17 protein-coding genes are annotated in these 19340 nt (G+C 38.8%); 1 reads left to right on the forward strand and 16 read right to left on the reverse strand.

Annotation, left to right across the window (positions count from 1 at the left end; translation table 11 throughout):
- Positions 1–451: 451 nt before the first annotated feature.
- From J2Z23_RS15610 to J2Z23_RS15670, 13 genes are all read right to left on the reverse strand, one after another.
- Positions 452–874 carry an RbsD/FucU family protein gene (locus J2Z23_RS15610; RefSeq protein ID WP_057983352.1) on the reverse strand — a complete coding sequence of 141 codons (423 nt, stop codon included), beginning with the start codon at positions 872–874 and terminating at the stop codon, positions 452–454.
- Between the two features lie 19 nt (positions 875–893).
- The gene (locus J2Z23_RS15615; protein WP_209974496.1) at positions 894–1787 is read right to left on the reverse strand and encodes a fumarylacetoacetate hydrolase family protein; all 894 of its coding nucleotides are present in this window, start codon (positions 1785–1787) and stop codon (positions 894–896) included.
- A 25-nt stretch (positions 1788–1812) separates the two neighbouring features.
- Positions 1813–2586, reverse strand: a complete 774-nt coding sequence (locus J2Z23_RS15620; RefSeq protein ID WP_057983354.1) for an SDR family NAD(P)-dependent oxidoreductase — start codon at positions 2584–2586, stop codon at positions 1813–1815.
- A complete protein-coding gene (locus J2Z23_RS15625) occupies positions 2583–3398 on the reverse strand; it encodes an SDR family NAD(P)-dependent oxidoreductase (protein ID WP_064467838.1) in 816 nt (271 codons plus the stop codon). Before J2Z23_RS15625 ends, J2Z23_RS15620 begins: the two co-directional genes overlap by 4 nt.
- 27 nt (positions 3399–3425) lie before the next feature.
- On the reverse strand, positions 3426–4586 hold the full coding sequence (locus J2Z23_RS15630; RefSeq protein WP_057983359.1) for a UxaA family hydrolase: 1161 nt from the start codon (positions 4584–4586) through the stop codon (positions 3426–3428).
- Positions 4573–4911: a UxaA family hydrolase gene (locus tag J2Z23_RS15635; RefSeq protein WP_057983360.1), complete on the reverse strand. Its 339-nt coding sequence runs from the start codon at positions 4909–4911 to the stop codon at positions 4573–4575. Before J2Z23_RS15635 ends, J2Z23_RS15630 begins: the two co-directional genes overlap by 14 nt.
- 618 nt (positions 4912–5529) lie before the next feature.
- A complete protein-coding gene (locus J2Z23_RS15640; protein WP_057983462.1) occupies positions 5530–6855 on the reverse strand; it encodes an alpha-L-fucosidase in 1326 nt (441 codons plus the stop codon).
- Between the two features lie 19 nt (positions 6856–6874).
- Complete coding sequence (locus tag J2Z23_RS15645; RefSeq protein WP_238482801.1) at positions 6875–8506, reverse strand: ABC transporter substrate-binding protein; 1632 nt, start codon at positions 8504–8506, stop codon at positions 6875–6877.
- Positions 8507–8672: 166 nt separating this feature from the next.
- Positions 8673–9569, reverse strand: a complete 897-nt coding sequence (locus tag J2Z23_RS15650) for a carbohydrate ABC transporter permease (protein WP_057983363.1) — start codon at positions 9567–9569, stop codon at positions 8673–8675.
- Between the two features lie 26 nt (positions 9570–9595).
- Positions 9596–10483: an ABC transporter permease gene (locus J2Z23_RS15655; RefSeq protein ID WP_165589580.1), complete on the reverse strand. Its 888-nt coding sequence runs from the start codon at positions 10481–10483 to the stop codon at positions 9596–9598.
- 502 nt (positions 10484–10985) lie between these two features.
- Complete coding sequence (locus J2Z23_RS15660; protein ID WP_057983365.1) at positions 10986–11858, reverse strand: sugar phosphate isomerase/epimerase family protein; 873 nt, start codon at positions 11856–11858, stop codon at positions 10986–10988.
- Between the two features lie 18 nt (positions 11859–11876).
- Positions 11877–13154, reverse strand: a complete 1278-nt coding sequence (locus tag J2Z23_RS15665; RefSeq protein WP_083492329.1) for an alpha-L-fucosidase — start codon at positions 13152–13154, stop codon at positions 11877–11879.
- Between the two features lie 403 nt (positions 13155–13557).
- Positions 13558–14889: an extracellular solute-binding protein gene (locus tag J2Z23_RS15670; protein WP_057983369.1), complete on the reverse strand. Its 1332-nt coding sequence runs from the start codon at positions 14887–14889 to the stop codon at positions 13558–13560.
- 270 nt (positions 14890–15159) lie between these two features.
- Here J2Z23_RS15670 and J2Z23_RS15675 point away from each other — a divergent pair, with 270 nt between their 5' ends.
- Positions 15160–16179 carry a LacI family DNA-binding transcriptional regulator gene (locus tag J2Z23_RS15675; protein WP_057983371.1) on the forward strand — a complete coding sequence of 340 codons (1020 nt, stop codon included), beginning with the start codon at positions 15160–15162 and terminating at the stop codon, positions 16177–16179.
- 717 nt (positions 16180–16896) lie between these two features.
- Here J2Z23_RS15675 and modB read toward each other — a convergent pair.
- The 3 genes from modB to J2Z23_RS15690 form a co-directional block, all read right to left on the reverse strand.
- Complete coding sequence (gene modB, locus J2Z23_RS15680) at positions 16897–17577, reverse strand: molybdate ABC transporter permease subunit (protein WP_057995013.1); 681 nt, start codon at positions 17575–17577, stop codon at positions 16897–16899.
- On the reverse strand, positions 17558–18313 hold the full coding sequence (gene modA / locus J2Z23_RS15685; RefSeq protein ID WP_057983468.1) for a molybdate ABC transporter substrate-binding protein: 756 nt from the start codon (positions 18311–18313) through the stop codon (positions 17558–17560). Before modA ends, modB begins: the two co-directional genes overlap by 20 nt.
- A 177-nt stretch (positions 18314–18490) precedes the next feature.
- On the reverse strand, positions 18491–19312 hold the full coding sequence (locus tag J2Z23_RS15690; protein WP_064468429.1) for an amidohydrolase family protein: 822 nt from the start codon (positions 19310–19312) through the stop codon (positions 18491–18493).
- Positions 19313–19340 lie beyond the last annotated feature (28 nt).

A 19340-nucleotide genomic window follows, 5' to 3' on the forward strand; every position in this document is an offset into this window, starting at 1 on the left:
ACTCCCCCCCTTTCAAAATGGTTCAATAGCTAGTATGGTAAAGGGTTTTATATCTAAAAAAAGTTCGAATTACAATCAATTGAAAAGTAAATTAATATTTAATATGTATATTAAAGTGATACTAGGATAACTCCACGGTCATATTCTAGTTAAGTGATAAAACCATAACATGAACACTTGTGTTATATCTGTCCATGCCATTCTCAGATTCCGCTAGACATGTTTATGTAAATAGATTGAAGACAGGAATAACCGCAAAAACCCATGGAAACTTAGGTTACAAGTCCTCCCTAGAAGTGAATGACCCCTCCTTAACTCCCTATCGGGTTGTTGCACTGAACCCATAAAATTGGACACTCAATTCCTATTCGGTATGTCCAAGAGACCCTTGGTAATCCTTCATAGGTTAATTAAAATCAGCGGAAGAATTCTAGCTTATGATCTCTTTTTTCTAAACTACACCTTTTTTCAAAATTATATTTGCATATTGAGCACCCTCACCAGTCGCAACGATCGCATATGCTTTTTTTGCTTGCTCATAAAATTCGAAACGTTGTACATAATGAAAAGACATTGGACCATGTTTCGCAAGTATGATTTTTTCATAGTCATTCCAAATCGTTGGTTTAATAGGATCTCCTGGTACAACGCCCATAAAGGTAACTGGCTTCTCTACATATGTATCAAGCGGTAAAAATTTTAAGATTGCTTCTAATAATTTCGGTATCCCATGACCATCACAGCGAATCAGCTGTCTCGCATGGCTAGCAGACGGGAAATTCCCGTCCGCCAAAACAATTTCATCGCCATGCCCCATCTCTAATAAAACTTTCATGAGGTCTGGTGAGATAATAGAAGGTATTCCTTTTAACATCATGCTCCACACCCAATCTTTACTTTTCCTCTACATAATAATTAGTTAAAGCGCCCAATTTTTCAATCTCACAGGTAATCACATCACCTGGCTGGACATAACGTTGTTGATCTTCTGGTAGTCCTAATACTACGCCCTCTGGGGTCCCGGTCAAGATAATATCGCCTGGCTCAAGTGTAAGATATTGAGAGATATAACTGACAATCTCAGAGCAATTAAAAATCATGTCTGATGTATTGGAATTTTGTTTGACTTCTCCGTTTACAGTTGTTTTTAGATTGAGGTTATTAGGATTATCCACCTCATCTGCTGTCACAAGATAAGGCCCCATTGGGCTAAATTTATCGCCAATTTTTCCAAGCATCCATTGTGGTGTTCTCATTTGCAGGTCGCGGGCAGAAAGATCATTGGCTGTGCTATAACCAAATACATAATCAAGCGCATCTGCTTCACTCACATATTTGGCTTTTTTCCCGATGACGATCGCAAGTTCTACCTCATAATCCAGCTTTTCTGTTACTTTTGGAACCGGAATCTCACTATTATGACCAGTTAGAGTATTATCGAATTTATTAAATAGAATCGGAACTTCTGGATATGGGGCATTCGTTTCATCTGCATGTTTACGATAATTTAAGCCAACACAGATAATTTTATGCGGTTTTGTAACACTTGGACCCCATACGAGGTTCTCAGAATCAACGTAGACAGTTGTCTCTGTCTCCTCTGCTTGTTTCAGTAATTTTGACAATTGATTAGTAGCTTGCTCTCCTCCTGCAATAACAGACATAATATCTGTTTCTACATTAGTAACACCTGTTTTTTCAGCAGTTGCCTGAACATCGACAATGCCTTTTTCCGTTTGTATCCCCATTTTATGTAACCCTTGAGCTTCATATGTTAGTAGTTTCATTGACTTGTATCTCCTTTTCTATTTGTTATGCATTTTTACCAAATACCACACCGCCATCTATATATAATGGCGAGCCCATCATAAACTTCGCTTCATCTGAAGCTAAAAACAAGGCAGCATCAGCAACATCTTCCGGTTTTCCAAGATCACCACTTAATTGTCTTTTTTTAATATTATTAATCGCTTCTTCAGGATCATCATAAGAGGTTTTCAAATAATTCTCAACAAATGGTGTATAAATCGTCCCTGGAAGTAAAGCATTGACACGAATATTAAATGGTGCATAATCCACTTGCATGGACTTTGTTAAAGATAATACCGCTCCTTTAGATGCTGCATATAAAGCCCTTTTTGCAAGACCTATTTCCGCTACACAGGAGGACATATTAATAATACAGCCACTCTTTTGCTCCATCATATGGGGAACAATATACTTACAACCTAAATAAACTCCCTTTACATTGACATTCATTACTTGATCCCATGTATTTGGCTCTACTTCATCTACGCGTCCAACATTGCTAATCCCAGCATTATTAAAAAGGATATCAATCTTTTTATGTTCTTTCATTACATAATCGGCTAGAGCTTGCACAGATTCTGGAATTGTCACATCTGCTTCAAAAAAGGTGGCACTTCCCCCTTTCCCCCTTATTTCCTGTACAGTTTGCTGACCTTGTTCAGGGTTAACATCATTGACAATCACATGAGCTCCTTCTTCACCGAAACGAAGAGCAGTTGCCTTCCCAATTCCACTGCCGGACCCTGTAATGATCGCCACTTTATTTGCTAGTCTCACTGTATCGCCTCCCGTTCTTCTTGCATATGATCCTCTGGCTGGGCGGCTTTTACAGTCAAACCACCGTCCACCATTAATAAATGGCCGTTAATTTGCATCGCTTCATCTGAAGCTAAGAAGACAACGGCATCACCAATTTGCTTTTCAGTACCTAAGCGTTTCATCGGGTTCGCTTGGACTTCTTGCTCACGAATCTCTGGATTTGCTAAATAGTCCCGGCACATATCTGTATCCACCGTACTAGGCCCGACTGCATTTACATTGATATTATACCTCCCCAATTCGATTGCCAAAGCTTTAGTCAGCTGGTTGGCCGCCGCTTTCGAAGAAATATAATGGGGGACAACGGGACTTGTCACAAGCACACTTGCTGTTGAAGCTATATTGATGATTTTGCCATACTGATTTTCTATCATCTTCTTAGCAGCACGTTGGGATGTTAAAAAAATCGATTTTACATTTGTTTGATACGTTTCATCCCATAGCTCCTCTGTAACATTGAGAAATGGTTGAAATGGAGCAATCCCAGCATTATTGACAAGTACCTCCACAGCTCCTAAAGCGTCTTCCACTTCATCCACCATGCGATCAACCTCTTGCTTATGGCCGACATTCGCTTGAACAACGATGAACTTTCCACTATATTTTTCTTCCAATTGGCTTTTCAAATTTTCTGCTTGTTGACGGTTTTCATCCGCCTTATAATTAATCGCTACATGGGCTCCCTCTTCCGCTAATCTATGCACGATAGCCGCGCCGATTCCACTACTCCCACCTGTTACGAGTGCTACACGATTTTCTAGTCTTTTCATCTCTTTACCCCTTTTTGATGGTCCTTTTTATAAACTAATTCCAATCCGACTGATACTAAATTCGGCATGACCTAATATTTCTGCCTTTGTTTGCTCACCATTCGCAACCTCAAAGATAAAATCATAGATGGTTTTTCCGGCTTCATCTAATGTCTCTTTCCCTTGTAAAACGGGACTGGTATCAACATCGATATTATCAGCCATTCGTTTTGCAGTAAGTTCATTTCCCGTTACTTTGATAACTGGTATAACTGGATTGCCTGTCGGTGTTCCTCTTCCTGTTGTAAACACAACCACATGAACCCCAGCAGCTGCCATTCCTGTAACACATTCGATATCATTTCCAGGAGAATCCATAAAATAATAACCATTGCCAGGGATTTCATCAGCAAATGGAAGAACATCCTTTAATGGCGCGTTTCCTGCCTTGCTAATACATCCAAGAGATTTTTCCTCAATCGAGGATAAGCCACCCGCAATATTCCCAGGGCTCGGATTCCCCCCACGCATATCAACACCCATACGTTCGATTTCATCTTCAAATCCCTTAATCGCCTTGTAAAGCTTGGCTTTTACTTCTTCACTCACGGCTTTTGCTGCGACAAGATGTTCAGCTCCAATAATTTCAGTCGTTTCGCCCATGATGACGGTTCCACCATTAGCTAAAAGAAGATCAGATGTTTTACCTAATGCTGGATTACTACATAATCCTGAGGTAAAATCAGAGCCACCACATTTTACGCCAACGATCAATTCAGACATAGGCACATCTTGTACTGGAATATTCTGGAGCGCATTACTCAACTTTTTCGCTTCCAAGATTCCTTTTTGAATGGTTTTAATGGAACCGCCTTCAGTTTGAATATCAATCCAAATAACAGGCTTCCCTGTTTCTTCAATTTCAGCTTTGACTTCCCTTGCATCAATAACCTCACAACCAAGACTTACAATTAAAACAGCTCCAACATTGGGATTTTTCCCCATTCCCACCAAAACCTTATGCGTTCTTTCTTTATCATCTCCAACCTGACTACAGCCGTGCTGGTGCGGAATTGCGACTGAATCCGGAACTTGTTGTTGGATTCTGGCACACACTTGGTTCGCACAAACTACAGTAGGTAAAATTAAGAGATGGTTGCGGATTCCCACTTTTCCATTTTCACGCCGATAGCCTTTAAACGTTTGCATGTTCTTGCTCCTCTCCAACTCTTTTATCTCCCCGGCCCCTAATTCCTTCTATATTATGGACGTGCACATGTTCACCCACTGGTATTGAAAGGGTTGCTGCACCAATGACTTCCCCATATTTTATCACCTCTTGCCCCTTAGCAATCGGCAAAATGGCTACTTTATGACCGAAATCCACATCGTTTTTTAACTCGATTTGCTGCTCTTTCTCCTTCTGAATGTAAGATAATATTTCGCCTTTTTTCATATCTTTTAAAAGGGTGGCAACATTATCTTTATCATCCATGACAATACAAGAAATGCCGGAATGAAATGTTTTCTCCATAAACAAACAACCTCCCATCTAATGATAAAGCTAAGTCTTCAATGTTATCGGTATCATAATTTTAACAACTAGCTGTTTCAGTGTCAATCCTTATCTAGGAAACTAAAATAATACTTCTTCCCAGCAATTGTTTCGAATTCTAAAATATCAGTATTAATTACCTATCCACCGCAAGCCGCAAACCTTTTATCTTTCCCCTTTAATAGGTTCTTTAAGAAGAGCAGGTAAAAATACGATTTCTCCTATATCCTATTTTCTTTCACTATTGAATCAATTTTTAGCCTTCAAATCTGAACAACGTTGATTTACGCTTCAGGTGGACGCTTTCCGAGGGGGCGTGCGGTAAGCTTGCTCCTGCGGGAACTCACCTGTCACGCTAATCCCCCAGGTGTCGCCACCTTCCGCTCCAATCAACTAAGTTAAGGAAATACATTGACTTGCAATTCATCTCCTTTAACAATAACGTTCGTGTATTGATCATTAATAAGCAATGATGAAATGGACTCTATTAACAGAAAAATAGTACAACTCATCGAGTTTATTTTATGAAAAATTCATTTGGATTATGTATAAATCCTATGAACACGGGGATGAATCTACCGTGTCCATAGGAAACAATCATGATTCACTTTTTAAAAAGACCTCTATTACCGGGACCAATATGTTTGGCTTTTGAATTGGTAATTCTAGTGTCACCGATCCAGGGGTAACTCTTGTTGATACATGAGAGAGATTTTCATTTGGATTATGTTCTTTAAAGTGAATTTCAGATGCGTCATGTAGCAATTGTGCATATTCAATTTTGCCCGCCAAGCCCTCTAAATGAATATGTTTGAATGGCCAAGAAAAAACATGTACATATAGACGATCTCCTTTTTGTGTATAACGACAATCTACAGGTGCTTCCCATTCACTTCTATCTGCGCCATATATCGATCGTGCATTCACCCTCATCCAATCACCAATTTCATTTAATCGCTCAATCGATCTTTGATCAAACTCGCCCCGTCCATTTGGTCCGACGTTTAGAAGCAAATTCCCACCTTTTGAAACACTATCAACTAGCATTTTAATCAGCATTTCAGTTGGCTTCCAATCCAAATTATCTCGATCATAGCCCCAACTTCCATTAAGTGTTTGACAAGCTTCCCAAATAATCGGTTCATTATTTTCGAGTAATGCTCCACTTGGCTGATATTGTTCGGGTGTCCTCACCCCACGCCCTAAATCTAGTCGATCATTCAAGATGATGTCTGGCTGTAATTCAAAAATCATATTTTCCAATTCTTCTGATTTCCAATCATCAGCACCTTTTCCCTCAACCCCATCCCATTTCATATGCGGATAGGAGAAATCAAACCAGAGATAATCAATTTTCCCATAATTTGTTAAAAGCTCTCGCACCTGACCATGCAAATACTCAACATAATTTGCCATTTTACGATTTTCAGCTTCTTTTTTAAATTCATCATCATCACGTTGCGGATGCAAGCCATCGATTGGAAACTCCGGATGATGCCAATCAATCAAGGAATGATAGAAACCCACCTTCAATCCTTCTTCTCTAAATGCATTGACCATTTCCAGTAAGAGATCACGTTGTATAGGTGTATTCGTCACTTTATAATTTGTTAGCTTCGAATCCCAAAGTGCAAAACCTTCATGATGTTTTGTCGTAATAACAAAATATTTCATACCAGCGCTTTTAGCTATACGTGCCCATTTTTTCGGATCAAATAAATCTGGATTAAAGAATTTGAAATATTTATTGTATGTGTCAGGATGGATTTTTTCTCGATTCATTACCCATTCATGTCTGGCAGCATTAGAATATAATCCCCAATGAATAAATAATCCGAAACGATCATGAATAAACCATTCTGGATTCCCATAGCGACTTGGCCAATTTTTCCTTTGTACGGTAGCACTCGTATTTTTCAACATCTTCTTCCACTCCTCTAACTTATTTATATTTGGCATCATAGGCTTCTTGATAGATTTCAATATAACGATCCAAATTCATCGCTTCCAAATTTTGTAGAAATGATTCCCACCCTTTCTCAATATCATCATCTCCTGAAATAAAACGCGCATTCGATTCGTCTACGAAGTTTTGGATCGTTGCTTCTATTTCAGCTAGTTCGGCGGATTGCTCCTCATTGAAATAAAGCGGTGGAACAACCATGTCTTCATCTGGTTTATAAGGTTCATATTTTCCCTTTGTTTCTTCATAGAGAAGAGCTTCAAGGGGTTGTTCATCTGTTGTCATTTCACTTAATCTAAATTCATCCGTACGAATTAATGGTCCTTGTTGCGCCCAATGTGTATTTTGTACCTCTCCATAAGCGTCTAGTCGTACCCACTTTGCAGGTTCCCCGTTGATTCCTATTTCTCCATCCTCGGCCCAACGCCAATCCTTATCCATTTCCCCAGCTTCAGCCCGTAATGTAACTTCTTCATCATAAAATCCTTCAGCCCAACGTAAAGCTACTTCTGGGTGTTTCGCTTGATTCGTAATAATAAAGGAAGCCCTTCCCGGTACTGGTGGCTGATACCAAGCTACCCGATTGCCGTTTGGTCCTTCCAGAGGTGGAACGGCTACATAATCAAGCCACTTTCCACTATTTCCACCGGCTGTCATCATATCACCTTGCCAATATCCCATAGCCATACCCAATATAGTTTCCTTAGAATTTCCTAATCGTTTCAGCTGATCTTGATCCTGTGTTAAAGACTCTTTTGCGATTAACCCCTCCTTATATAATTGATGAATGTATTGTAGGCCTTCCTTCCATTCAGGCTTTGTATAAGGAACTTGGATTTTTCCATTCTCTACATACATTGCATTGTAAATAAATGGATCCATAAGAAATCCTGGAAAAGGCCATAAATCTTTATTGCCTGCAAGGGGGATTTCATCCTGTTTTCCGTTTCCATTCGGATCTTTTTCTTTGAACGCTTTTAAAACTTGATAGAATTCCTCTGTCGTCTCTGGCATCTCGAGCCCTAGTTCCTCTAACCAAGGTTGATAGATCCATAGTTTTTGTGCCAATGTACAGTGGTAACATTCATTAATATATGGCATCGAATAAATATTCCCGTCAGGAGCTGTGATCGAATCTAATACATCTGGTCTTTCGTCCAGGAATTTCTTTACATCTGTTCCAGTATCCTCAATTAGATCATTCAATGGTAAGAACATCCCTTGACTCCCATATATCATCAATTGCGAAAGGGTGACAGGACTATTCATGATCACATCTGGTAAATCATCACTCGATAAAATTAAATTCAACTTTTCCTCCGCATTCTGAGTTGGGATAACTTCCCATTCAATATGCACGTTTGTTTTTTCTTCATACCATTTCGTAAATACATTTGTTTTATAATCCTCAACTAGAGGGTGGGCAGGTACTAATACTTTCAAAGTCACCTTTTCTTTTGTAATCGGAAATGTTCCTGGCTTTGTCAACTCAATATCCTCTTCCCCCTTAGAAGATCCCGCTGTTTTTTCATCTCCATTATTACAACCTGTCAATAATAATAAGGTCAATCCTATGAACAATATACAAGTAAAGCTCGCCTTTTTAAGCAATTGAATACCCCCTTTGTGATCATAATTATTTAAAACCACAAACTTGAAATACGAGTCAATGATTACGCCAGTAGAAACGAAATTGTACAAGTAACTGGACGCTTGAGCTAGAGCACGTTCTTCCATTCTCCCTCCCTTCAGAAAAGCCGCGTTCACTTGGGGAAGGCTATTCCTTTAAAGAGCCAATCATCACACCTTTTACAAAATGTTTTTGTACAAATGGATAAATAACGAGAACTGGGATCGAGGCTACAACGATGAGGGAGTATTTTAAAAGTTCCCTCAAGCCTGCAATGGCTGCTTGTGATTCAACATCTATAAACATTTCAGGATCTACTTCATTTTGGACAAGAATATTATTTAAAACTAATTGCAATGGATAATAATCTTGATCACGTAAATAAATTAATGCATTAAAAAATGCATTCCAATGTCCTACTGCATAAAACAAGCCCATTACAGCAATAATCGGTCCTGATAGAGGAAGTACAACCTTCGCCAAAAAGCGGAAGTCACTACAACCATCCATTTTAGCTGCTTCATGCAGTTCATCTGGAATGGTCATTTTAAAATAGGTCCTCGTAATGATGACATTAAATACAGACATGGCATTGGGGATGATCATCGCCCAGCGAGTATTCAACATCCCTAGCTCCTTTACCAATAAGTAGTTAGGTATGAGCCCCCCACTAAATAGCATTGTGAATAAAAAGAGAAGCATAAAAAAGTTTCGCCCGTAAAAGTCTTTTCTAGATAGAGGATAAGCAGCTAATATCGTTAAAGTAATATTGATGAAGGTGCCAACAATCATATAAAATAATGAATTACCGTATCCAGTCCAAATCTGTTTATAGGCAAAAACAGCTTTATAGCCTTCCAAACTAAAATCAACCGGCCATAACCATACTTCCCCTGCCGTTACTGCATCTGCGGAGCTAAAGGAGGAACTTACAATATAAATTAATGGATAAAGAAACACGATAAGAAGAATAGTTAAGACGATATGATTTATAGTTGCGAATATTTTGTCAATTTTTGTGTCATTTATGCCATTTGGGTTCAAATCAAATCACCTCTTTCTCTTATTGATTACCATAGACTTTCTTGACCAATTTTTTTAGAGAAACGATTGACAGAGTAGATCAAAATTAAGCCAATAATTGATTTAAATAACCCAATTGCTGCGGCATACGAATAATTGGGAACAGCTGAAACAAGGCCAACCTTGTATACATACGTATCAATGATTTCAGAGCTTCTAAGGTTAAGCGGATTTTGTAATAATAAGGCTTTTTCAAAACCAATATTTAAAATGTTCCCCATATCTAATATAAGTAAAATGATTGTTATCGGTAATATCCCAGGTATATCAATATGCCAGATTCTTTGTAATTTTGATGCCCCATCAATAATGGCAGCCTCATGAAGAGCTGGACTTACACTGGAGAGGGCAGCTAAATAAATAATGCAGCCAAAACCGACACTTTGCCAAATACCTGACCATACATAGATTGATTTAAAATAACTAGCATTTCCCATAAAATGGATTGGTTCCATACCAATTAAGGTTAGCAAGCTATTAATCGGTCCCCTAGGTTCAAGAAAGACAAGGATAATTCCGACCATAACCACAACTGAAATAAAATGTGGTGCATAGGAAACCATTTGAACGGTCTTTTTAAATCGTTTCTTGCTTACATAATTTAAACTCAGTGCGAGTAAGATCGGGAAAGGAAAGCCGGCAATTAATTGATAAAAACTCAAGATAAGCGTGTTTTTTATCACCCGTAAAAATTCATGTGATTTAAAAAATCGCTCAAAATGATCCAAACCAATCCAATCGCTTCCTAAAATACCTTGGACCGGATTAAAATTTTTAAAAGCAATGGTTGCGCCGTACATTGGAACATAATGAAAGACGATGATGTAAAGGAGTGGGAGAGAAAATAGAACATACAATTGCCAACTATTTTTCATTTTTCGAATGGGGGATGTCTTTTGCCGTATCTTAGGAGTGATTTGCCCCTTTGTTTTTTCCAACAGTAGGGAATTTTTCACAGTGTATCTCCTCCTTTTAATCCCAAATGGGATTTACCTGCAAAATATCTTACTTATTTAAGAAAGCGCATTCAAACATAAAAAAAGAAGGCTGGAACAAAAGTGTTTTCACTATAGAAAAAACGAACTACCAAGGTGCAACTAATCCGCATCGGAAATATACTTCGCTTTCCGCTGGCGGCTAGTGAGCTTCGGGCCAACAGGAAGTTGCGCTTTGAGCCTGCCGTCAGGGTGCCGCGGTTTTAGCTTTCCATCCTTAAGTCGCACTCCGAGATCTCACCGATGTCTTACCTTTCGCAGGGGTCTACCTATATTTCCTACGCTAAAGTAATATATTGTTCGTTTATAGAGCTAAACAATTTAATTATGTCCCAGCCTTGAATGCAATTTATTTCTGCCATAAAATAGTTTCTCAGATTGCTTAAGCCTCATCCCAAAGTCTGCGGATATTCTCCATACCAATTTTGGAAGCTTCTCTACATTCTTCCATACCTTCAAATTCAAGGGTGATATTCCCATCGTAGCCAGAATCCTTAATAAGCTTCACGATTTGACGGATGTTGACATCACCTTGCCCAACAATCGAGCCTCTTAAATAATTGCCATTTGCCGAAGTAAACCACTCGCCACCACCTGGATGTTCATCAAAAGGACGGATATAGAAGTCCTTAAAATGGACAAGTGAAGCAAAAGGTAAATTTTTCTTTACTCCTACAATTGGATCTTCATCAACACAGAGAAAGTTTCCGATATCAAGCGTTGTTTTGAAATTAGGGCGATCGACTTCTAATAATACTCGTTGCACGCGATCACTATGTTGTACACATTGGCCATGGTTCTCAATTGTCGTTGTAATCCCATATTGTGCTGCATAATCGGCAATTTGCCTACTACCTTCTACCATAAGATGTAAATTCTTCTCAAACCATTCAATCGTAATTTTTTCTGGTGGTAAAGTAAAGGCTGTGACGTCATGACGCATATGCTTAATGCCCATCCGATGTAGCAAATCCACATGCTCCTTGATTCTTGCTACTTCTTGTTCAAACTCTTCTTCCGTTTCTTGGACAAAATTAGCTGGCATCGAGTAATTGGATAATTCAATTCCAACTTCCTTTGCTTTATCTCGGACGGCATCCGCTAATTCAAGATTATCGACAAGTGTAAATCCATAAGGAACAATCTCCATATGCTTGCCACCATTATCTGCAATCCATTGAACAACATCGAGCACATCCATTTCTCCCGCTTTAATCGCTTTTAATAAGCTGTATGTACTTAAACCGATTTTCATCTTTTTCTCTCTCCCTTACTAATTAAATAGTTCTAGCTCAATGACAGTATCTTTTTCATCTGGTAATCTAGCCCCTGAAAGTGTAATAAAAGCTCCACTTTCCGCATCAGAATAATCCGCTGCCATCCAAGGAGTAAATACATGTAATTCCGATCCATCAGCTAGTAATCTCGCTTTTTTAATTCTATCTTTTAGACCGGCAAAATAAATCGGTCCGATTCCTCGATCATAAACATGAGCATATAATGTATTTCCCTTTTGCGTATAGCGTCCCCATTCTGGTTTCGGTAAATCAGCTGCTTTACACCCATAGATGCTCTCGCCATTTCGATCCATCCATTTTCCTACTTCTGCTAAAATCTCAATCGATTCTTCCGGAATAATCCCTTTCGCATCTGGACCTACATTCAAAAGTAAATTTCCATTTTTGCTGACACATTCGACAAGTGTACGGATAACTTGTTTCGCCGATTTATAATTTTGATCTTTTGCATGATAACCCCAATGATCATTTAATGTAATACAGGCTTCCCAAGGAACCTGCTCCCCCACTTCATTAAGAATACCTTGTGGTGGGATGATTTGCTCAGGTGAATAAAAATCGCCAGCATATATTTCAGGTTGGGCTGATTTTATATTCCCCCCTAGACGATTATCAATGATAATGTCGGGTTGTAATTCACGGACCATTTTCACTAATTCCGTTGCTTTCCACTTTTCCCCTGTCATATCATCATAAGAAAAATCAAACCACATAATATCGATTTTCCCATAGCGTGTTAATAATTCCTTAACCTGTCCATGCATATAGTCAAGATACTTATCAAAATCAATCTCTTTATCCTTAAAATCGCTTTGGTCTCTCATGGGATGTTGGCGGTCACCAAATGCTGGATAATCATTGTGATACCAATCAATGATGGAAAAGTAGAATCCAACCTTTAGCCCCTCTTCCCGAAATGCCTCCACATACTCTTTCACTAAGTCTCTTTTCGCCAATGTATTGGTAGCTTTGTAGTCTGTAAGTTGACTATCAAACAAGCAAAAGCCATCATGATGCTTCGTTGTTAAAACTGCATATTTCTGGCCAGCTGCTTTCGCCACCTTTGCCCAGTCTTTTGGGTTGTAATGCGTGGGATTGAATTCTTCAAAATATGGTTGATATTCTTGGTTACTTATCTTTTCAAAACTGCGCACCCACTCTCCTCGAGCTGGAATCGCATACAGACCCCAATGAATAAATAAACCAAAGCGGTCCTCTAAAAACCATTTTGTTCTTTGATCCCGATCGTTCAAATTAGTCACCTCTTCTGGTATTATTTTAGAAAGGGCTTACAACGGGTCACTGTTGATTTTGTTACCGATAATATTAAACTAACACCACTGATTATAACTGTCAATCTATTTCCGAAGTTTCCGTTCGACAAGTTTCTATTCATCTCTAAAATAGAACAAAAAAATTGTGAGAAGAATCTCACAACTAAGTAAGGAAAAGTATGAAGCAATGTTCCTTGTAATAAGAGGTGTTGAGCGAGCCATTCACTTTCATGACTGTAGTGGACATTCCATTCTTTTTACTCATTATATTACGAATAGAAACTCTCTAGTGTAGCTCCACGCCTTTTCCACCAAAAAGAGCTAGCAAGACGATTCTTTTGCTAACTCAAAGATAAACTGTATTTTCTACTTTTTAATCGCTTTACTTTCCTTTAGCTTCTTCAATACGAATCTCCGCTTCTTCAGCCGTCACTCTTAAAAACTCTTGAATATCTATTCCACTTTCGCTGTATTCCTCAAGATCAAAAAGCACATATTGGTCCCAAGTACTTTTTATTTCAGGTGGGTCTGCTGGTATATTCTGAAATAACGCTTTCGTATTTTTATCAACCAACAGCTCGTTTTCAGCACCAAATTGGTCGACAATCTCATCTGCCTTTACTGCTGAAGGTGTGCCAATTCGAGATAGAGTTAATTGATACTCTTTCGATACCCCTTCCAAAATAAATTGAAGGGCTGCCTCCTTTTGTTCACTATGCTGATTAATGACCCATGGTTGAATTCCTCGCGGTGATGGGCCAATTCCAGGCATCTCTGACCATGTTGGAACAGGAGCGATATCAATATTTTTCAAGTACTCTTTCTCCTTTTCCGCATCCTCTCCGCCCCATTGAGCGAGAAAACCATGCCAGCCAACTTTCATTGCCGTTGTTTTATTGGCGAAGCTACACTCTTCACTCTGATTTTCTTGATTATGATAATAACGTTCCATCAATTCCATATACTTTGTGAATTTACTATCTGTTACTAATAATACTTCTCCTGTTTCCGGATCTGTCATATTGGCTGATAGCTCCCATAAAGGAGTTTGTTCCATATCTAGCATCTCAAGACCACAAAAATCAGTTCCATTTCGACTTCCCGTCAAATTAGTCGCAAGCTCCAATGCTTCATCCCATGTCATGCTTTCATCAGGATTAGGATATTCGTGTCCAAAAAGATCGAACACCTCTTTATTATAATAAAGACCGATCGCCCCGACCTCTTGTGGAATTCCTACAAGTCTTCTCTCTTTGTCCCTTGAACGAATTTCATCTAATGTTAATGGGTCAAGATAACTTAAATCAACACCATATTCTTCTAAAATATCCTCCAACGGAAAAACCGAATCCAGTTCTTCAAGCGGCTGTTGCCCGGTAAAAGCTAATAAAACGTCCGGTACTGTGTTAGATGCATACAATTCCTCTAATCCCTCTACCGAACCATCCCAATCAATATGTTCTAATGTCATATGAGGAAGATGTTCTTCCACATAATCTCCGACACGTGTCATAAAGTAATCTTGTCCCCAAGGAGTAGCAATTTTTAAGGTGACCTCCTCATTAGAAAATTCCTTTACACTTATATTTTTATCTTTCTCTGATACATTGGATGTTTCAGCTTTCTCATTCGTTTCTGCCTGCGAGCAGGCTACCAATAAGGATAATAGGCCCCAAAATATGATGGTGAAAATAAGATATCTTTGTAAATTCATCGGATTCCCCCTAAAGTTTAGTAAAACGCTTACATTCCCTTTAGCACGCTTTGAAGTACGGACCTCCCTTCTAAAAAAATGGTAAAAATTGGTTTTTCGGTAACAATATATAACATTCTGTTTATTTTGTCAATTTATTCTTGTACGTTAATTTTCTTGCATTTTTGAAAAATAGAGCTTTTAAAAAGAATCCATACTGAAAAAGGTAAAGATTTACCGTATAATAAAAATAATACATGCTTTTAAAGGCTCAAAGGGGGATCAGATCATTTGGTCACAATTTATGATATAGCAAAAAAAGCCAATGTCTCAGCAATGACCGTTTCTCGTGTGATAAACAATTCTGGGAGCATTAGCCAAAAAACGCGGAAAAAAGTGGAGGCTGTTATAGAGGAGTTGGGCTATATTCCGAATAGCTCCGCAAGAAGTTTAACCTCTAAAAAGAGTAAAATACTCTCCTTAATGGTGACAGATATAACCAATCCATTCTTTACGAATATTGCCAGAGGTGCAGAGGATAAAGCCATGCAAATGGGCTACCAGCTTATGCTTTGTAATAGTGATGAAAATGTAGAAAAGGAATCCAAATACATCGATATGTTAATCTCAACGGGGACTGATGGAGTTTTAGCAGCTCCTGCGAATGACTCTTCGAAGAAAAACTTACAAAAACTGGCGAAATATAAAATCCCCTATGTCTTGATCGACCGATATATTGAGGATTTAGCCTGTGACCAAGTTTTAAGTGATAATGAGATGACTACAAAGAGATTGTTGGAGCATTTAATTAAACAAGGACACAAAAAAATAGCGATTGTGAATGCCCCTTTAGATATTGCGACAGCAAAAGAGCGGCATCATGCCTATCTTGATACATTGGCCCTCCATGAATTACCGATGAATGAAAATTGGATCTATCAAAGTCACTTTTTACAAGACAGCGATATTTCTGATACCATCAAAAAGATGCTTGCTTTACCTGAAACAGAACGTCCGACAGCCATTTTCGCAACTAGTAACTTTATCGGCATGAATGCGGTGAAGTATTTAAAAGAAAATGAAGTTAAAGTACCAGAAGATATCGCTGTTGTTTGTTATGATAGTATTCCTAACTATTTTGGAAATGAACCTTTTTTAACCTCTGCAGAGCAACCATCTTATAACTTCGGTTATTTCGGTGCCCAATTATTAATTGAGCGGGTTGAAAACACAGCTCCTGCTACACCTCGGAAGATTGTTCTACCTTCAGAACTTCATCTAGGTGCCTCCTCCCTTTTTAAAAGAAAATAATAAGGCATTGTTTTTAAGAGATGAAGCACTGAGGGTCCATTTAAACAAGTTTTTTAAAGCTATCACAAAAGTCAAAAATGTTAAAAAGGCTTCTAGCGTAGGCTTAGAAGTGATAAGGTATTGCGACACTATTGTAAACGAAACAAATAGGATATTGCGTTATGAACTACTGCTAGATGGGCGCGACTAACCTTTTCTCCTTCTTAAGCCAATGGGTCTTCAACTAATGCTATTCCGGTGTTTTTGGCGATTTGCTTAGATTAAGTAACTTTATTCTGGTGTTTAAAATGAAAAGAGGCTGGGACAAAAGTGTTTTCACCAAAGATAAACTGAAATACTAAATGCATATAATCTGCTCCAGAAATATACTTCATTTTCTGCGGGGGGCTAGTGAGCTTCGGGCCAGCAGGAAGTGGGTCATGAAGGCGTTGCGACATACAAAAGCGTACGAGTGTAGGTGAAGCAACAGGAAGTTGCGCTTTGAAGCTGCCGGCGGGATGGCGCGGTTTTAGCCTTACATCCTTAAGTCCCACGCTTGGATTTCATCGATGCCTTTTCGACGAATTTCTAGTGTCATCGTTGATCACAGGACATGACCGTTACTGCCAATCTCCTACAAGAGTCTACGTATTTCTTACGCTATGTCAATGCAGCATTCGTCTTAGTTGCTTAACATTTTAATTATGTTCTAGCCTCTCCAAACAAAATAGAGATCGTTTAAGTCCGCTTACGCTGAACAAGCAAAAGCATTAAGAAAGAGATTATGATGATTGTCGCTACCCATAACCATGCCATTTCCATCTGACCAGAATCAATTGCCAAATAAATCGCGGTTGGAATAGTCTGTGTTTCCCCAGGAATATTACCCGCAAACATTAATGTCGCGCCAAATTCTCCTATTGCCCTTGCAAAACTAAGAATACTTCCAGTTAAAAGAGACCTAAAGGCTAATGGAATGGAAATGAAGACAAGTGTTTTCCATTCGTTTGCTCCATCGACCTTAGCAGCATTCTCAATATCTAAATCAACATCTTGAAAGCCAGACTTCGCTGTTTGATACATCAATGGGAAAGAAACGACCGCTGAAGCAATAACTGCTGCCCACCATGTGAAGATAATTGGCTGTTTAAAAAGCCATTCGATCCATTGTCCTAGGTAACTATTCTTCCCAAAGAATACGATAAGCAAGAAACCTACGACCGTCGGTGGTAACACCATGGGTAGAATGAAGATTGTCTCTAACAGCGTTTTTCCTTTAAACTTCCTTCTTGCCATCCAACGTCCAACAAAAAGACCTGTTCCAATTACAATACAAGTTGCAATAAAAGCAATTTTTATTGATAGCCAAATGGGTGTCCAAAATTCGTCTGCTCCTATGTTACTCCATAATGAATCCATAATCCTCAAATACCTTTAATGCAGCTTCACTTTGCAAATATCGATAAAACTGTTTGGCTGCTTCATAATGTTTTGAATCTTTTATAACTCCTACTGGATAAACAATCGGGCTATGAGTATTTGAAGAGGCTGTTGCCACTATTTTTACCTTATCGGAGATCATGGCATCTGTTTTGTATACTAATCCAGCCTCCACATTTCCTGTTTCTACGTAAGATAAAACTTGTCGTACATCTTTTGCATAAACGATTTTCGCTTCAATTTCTCCCCACAACCCGATCGTTTCTAATGACTCCCGCGCATATTTTCCTGCAGGTACTGATTCTGGTGTTCCAATAGTAAGTTGTTGAATCTTATCTGTCGCTAAATCTTCGAGTTGCTGGATCGCAATTTCTCCTTCTTTCGGCACAACCAAAACAAGTTCATTTTTTAAAAGATCGATTCCATCTTCCTCAGCAATTTTTCCTTCTTCAACCAATCGATTATATTTATCCTCAGCTGCTGAGAAAAATAAATCCACAGGAGCACCATTCGAAATTTGTTGTTGTAAGGAACCTGAGCCACCATAATTCACTCTTAATTTCACGTGAGGATGTTCCTTCATATAAGATTGCTGAATTACATCCATTGCCTCTTTCAAACTGGCTGCAGCAGAAATTGTGATTTCGACATCTTGATCGGCTGGAGATTCTTCTGCCGGATGGGAACATGCTGCAGTTATTAATAAAAACAGCATCACAATAGCTAAGCTCTTTTTCACATGTGTCCATCCTCTCTAACTAGAAATGTTAAATAACAGGACCTATTTATGTATTTTGTCATTATTATAGCATATGTTCACCGTTTCACTTAATTGAAAGGAAAAATGATTTTTATTGCATAGAAGCGCGACAACAATTGTCACGCCTCTGTTCTAATGTATTTTGTAAAAAACTCTTCCATTCTCTCCAAATAATAATGATTGGTAATCTTTAGGTATGGTCTCTTCGATAATCTCTATGACTTCATCATATGTTCCAGCTAATAAACATACAGGCCAATCGCTCCCAAACATCACTCTTTCCGGACCAAATAGCTGCCAAACATGCTCGATATATGGCTGAATATCAGTGAGTTTCCAAGATTGCAGATCCGCTTCCGTTATTAAACCGGAGATTTTACACATAGTTGCTTGCTGCTGTGCCACCCTCGCGATTCCTTCTGCCCAGTCATTCCACGATTGATCTTTAATATTCGGTTTAGCACAATGGTCAATGACGGCTCGTAATCTCGGAAATTCTGATAATAGTTCAACGATATGTGGCAAATGTTTAGGATAAATCAGAAGATCGATTGGAAAATCATGTTCCATTAAAATCTGCAAATTGCTTTTTACATCTGGCCGAAGAATCCAGCGATCATCAGAAAGATCCTGTAACATTGGCCGGATCCCAACAAATTTCGGGTACTGCCGATAATATTCGAATCGTTCCGGGAATGACGGATCTGCTAAATCAAGCCAACCGACCACTCCTGCAATTGTAGGATGTTGCGCCGCTAATTCTAGCAAAAACCGTGTCTCCGCTTCCTTTGGGGCTGCTTGAACAGCAATTGTTTGTTCTATCTGATGTCTCTGCAAATGTGGCTCTAATTGATTGGGTAAAAAATCTCGGTAAATCGCTTTCAAATCCTTTGTAGGCCAGTTCGTCCACCCGTTCTCTAATTGCCAATAATGTTGGTGGGCATCTAATCTCATTTTATTACCTCCATATAGCGTCAAACAC

The organism is Lederbergia galactosidilytica, assembly GCF_017873565.1.
GTDB classification, from domain to species: Bacteria; Bacillota; Bacilli; order Bacillales; family Bacillaceae_C; genus Lederbergia; species Lederbergia galactosidilytica.

Excerpts from the sequence above, each read along its gene's own strand:
- J2Z23_RS15610 (WP_057983352.1), bottom strand. The coding sequence starts at position 874 with ATGTTAAAAGGAATACCTTCTATTATCTCACCAGACCTCATGAAAGTT.
- J2Z23_RS15615 (WP_209974496.1), bottom strand. The coding sequence starts at position 1,787 with ATGAAACTACTAACATATGAAGCTCAAGGGTTACATAAAATGGGGATA.
- J2Z23_RS15625 (WP_064467838.1), bottom strand. The coding sequence starts at position 3,398 with ATGAAAAGACTAGAAAATCGTGTAGCACTCGTAACAGGTGGGAGTAGT.
- J2Z23_RS15630 (WP_057983359.1), bottom strand. The coding sequence starts at position 4,586 with ATGCAAACGTTTAAAGGCTATCGGCGTGAAAATGGAAAAGTGGGAATC.
- J2Z23_RS15635 (WP_057983360.1), bottom strand. The coding sequence starts at position 4,911 with ATGGAGAAAACATTTCATTCCGGCATTTCTTGTATTGTCATGGATGAT.
- J2Z23_RS15640 (WP_057983462.1), bottom strand. The coding sequence starts at position 6,855 with ATGTTGAAAAATACGAGTGCTACCGTACAAAGGAAAAATTGGCCAAGT.
- J2Z23_RS15655 (WP_165589580.1), bottom strand. The coding sequence starts at position 10,483 with ATGAAAAATAGTTGGCAATTGTATGTTCTATTTTCTCTCCCACTCCTT.
- J2Z23_RS15660 (WP_057983365.1), bottom strand. The coding sequence starts at position 11,858 with ATGAAAATCGGTTTAAGTACATACAGCTTATTAAAAGCGATTAAAGCG.
- J2Z23_RS15670 (WP_057983369.1), bottom strand. The coding sequence starts at position 14,889 with ATGAATTTACAAAGATATCTTATTTTCACCATCATATTTTGGGGCCTA.
- modB (WP_057995013.1), bottom strand. The coding sequence starts at position 17,577 with ATGGATTCATTATGGAGTAACATAGGAGCAGACGAATTTTGGACACCC.
- modA (WP_057983468.1), bottom strand. The coding sequence starts at position 18,313 with ATGCTGTTTTTATTAATAACTGCAGCATGTTCCCATCCGGCAGAAGAA.
- J2Z23_RS15690 (WP_064468429.1), bottom strand. The coding sequence starts at position 19,312 with ATGAGATTAGATGCCCACCAACATTATTGGCAATTAGAGAACGGGTGG.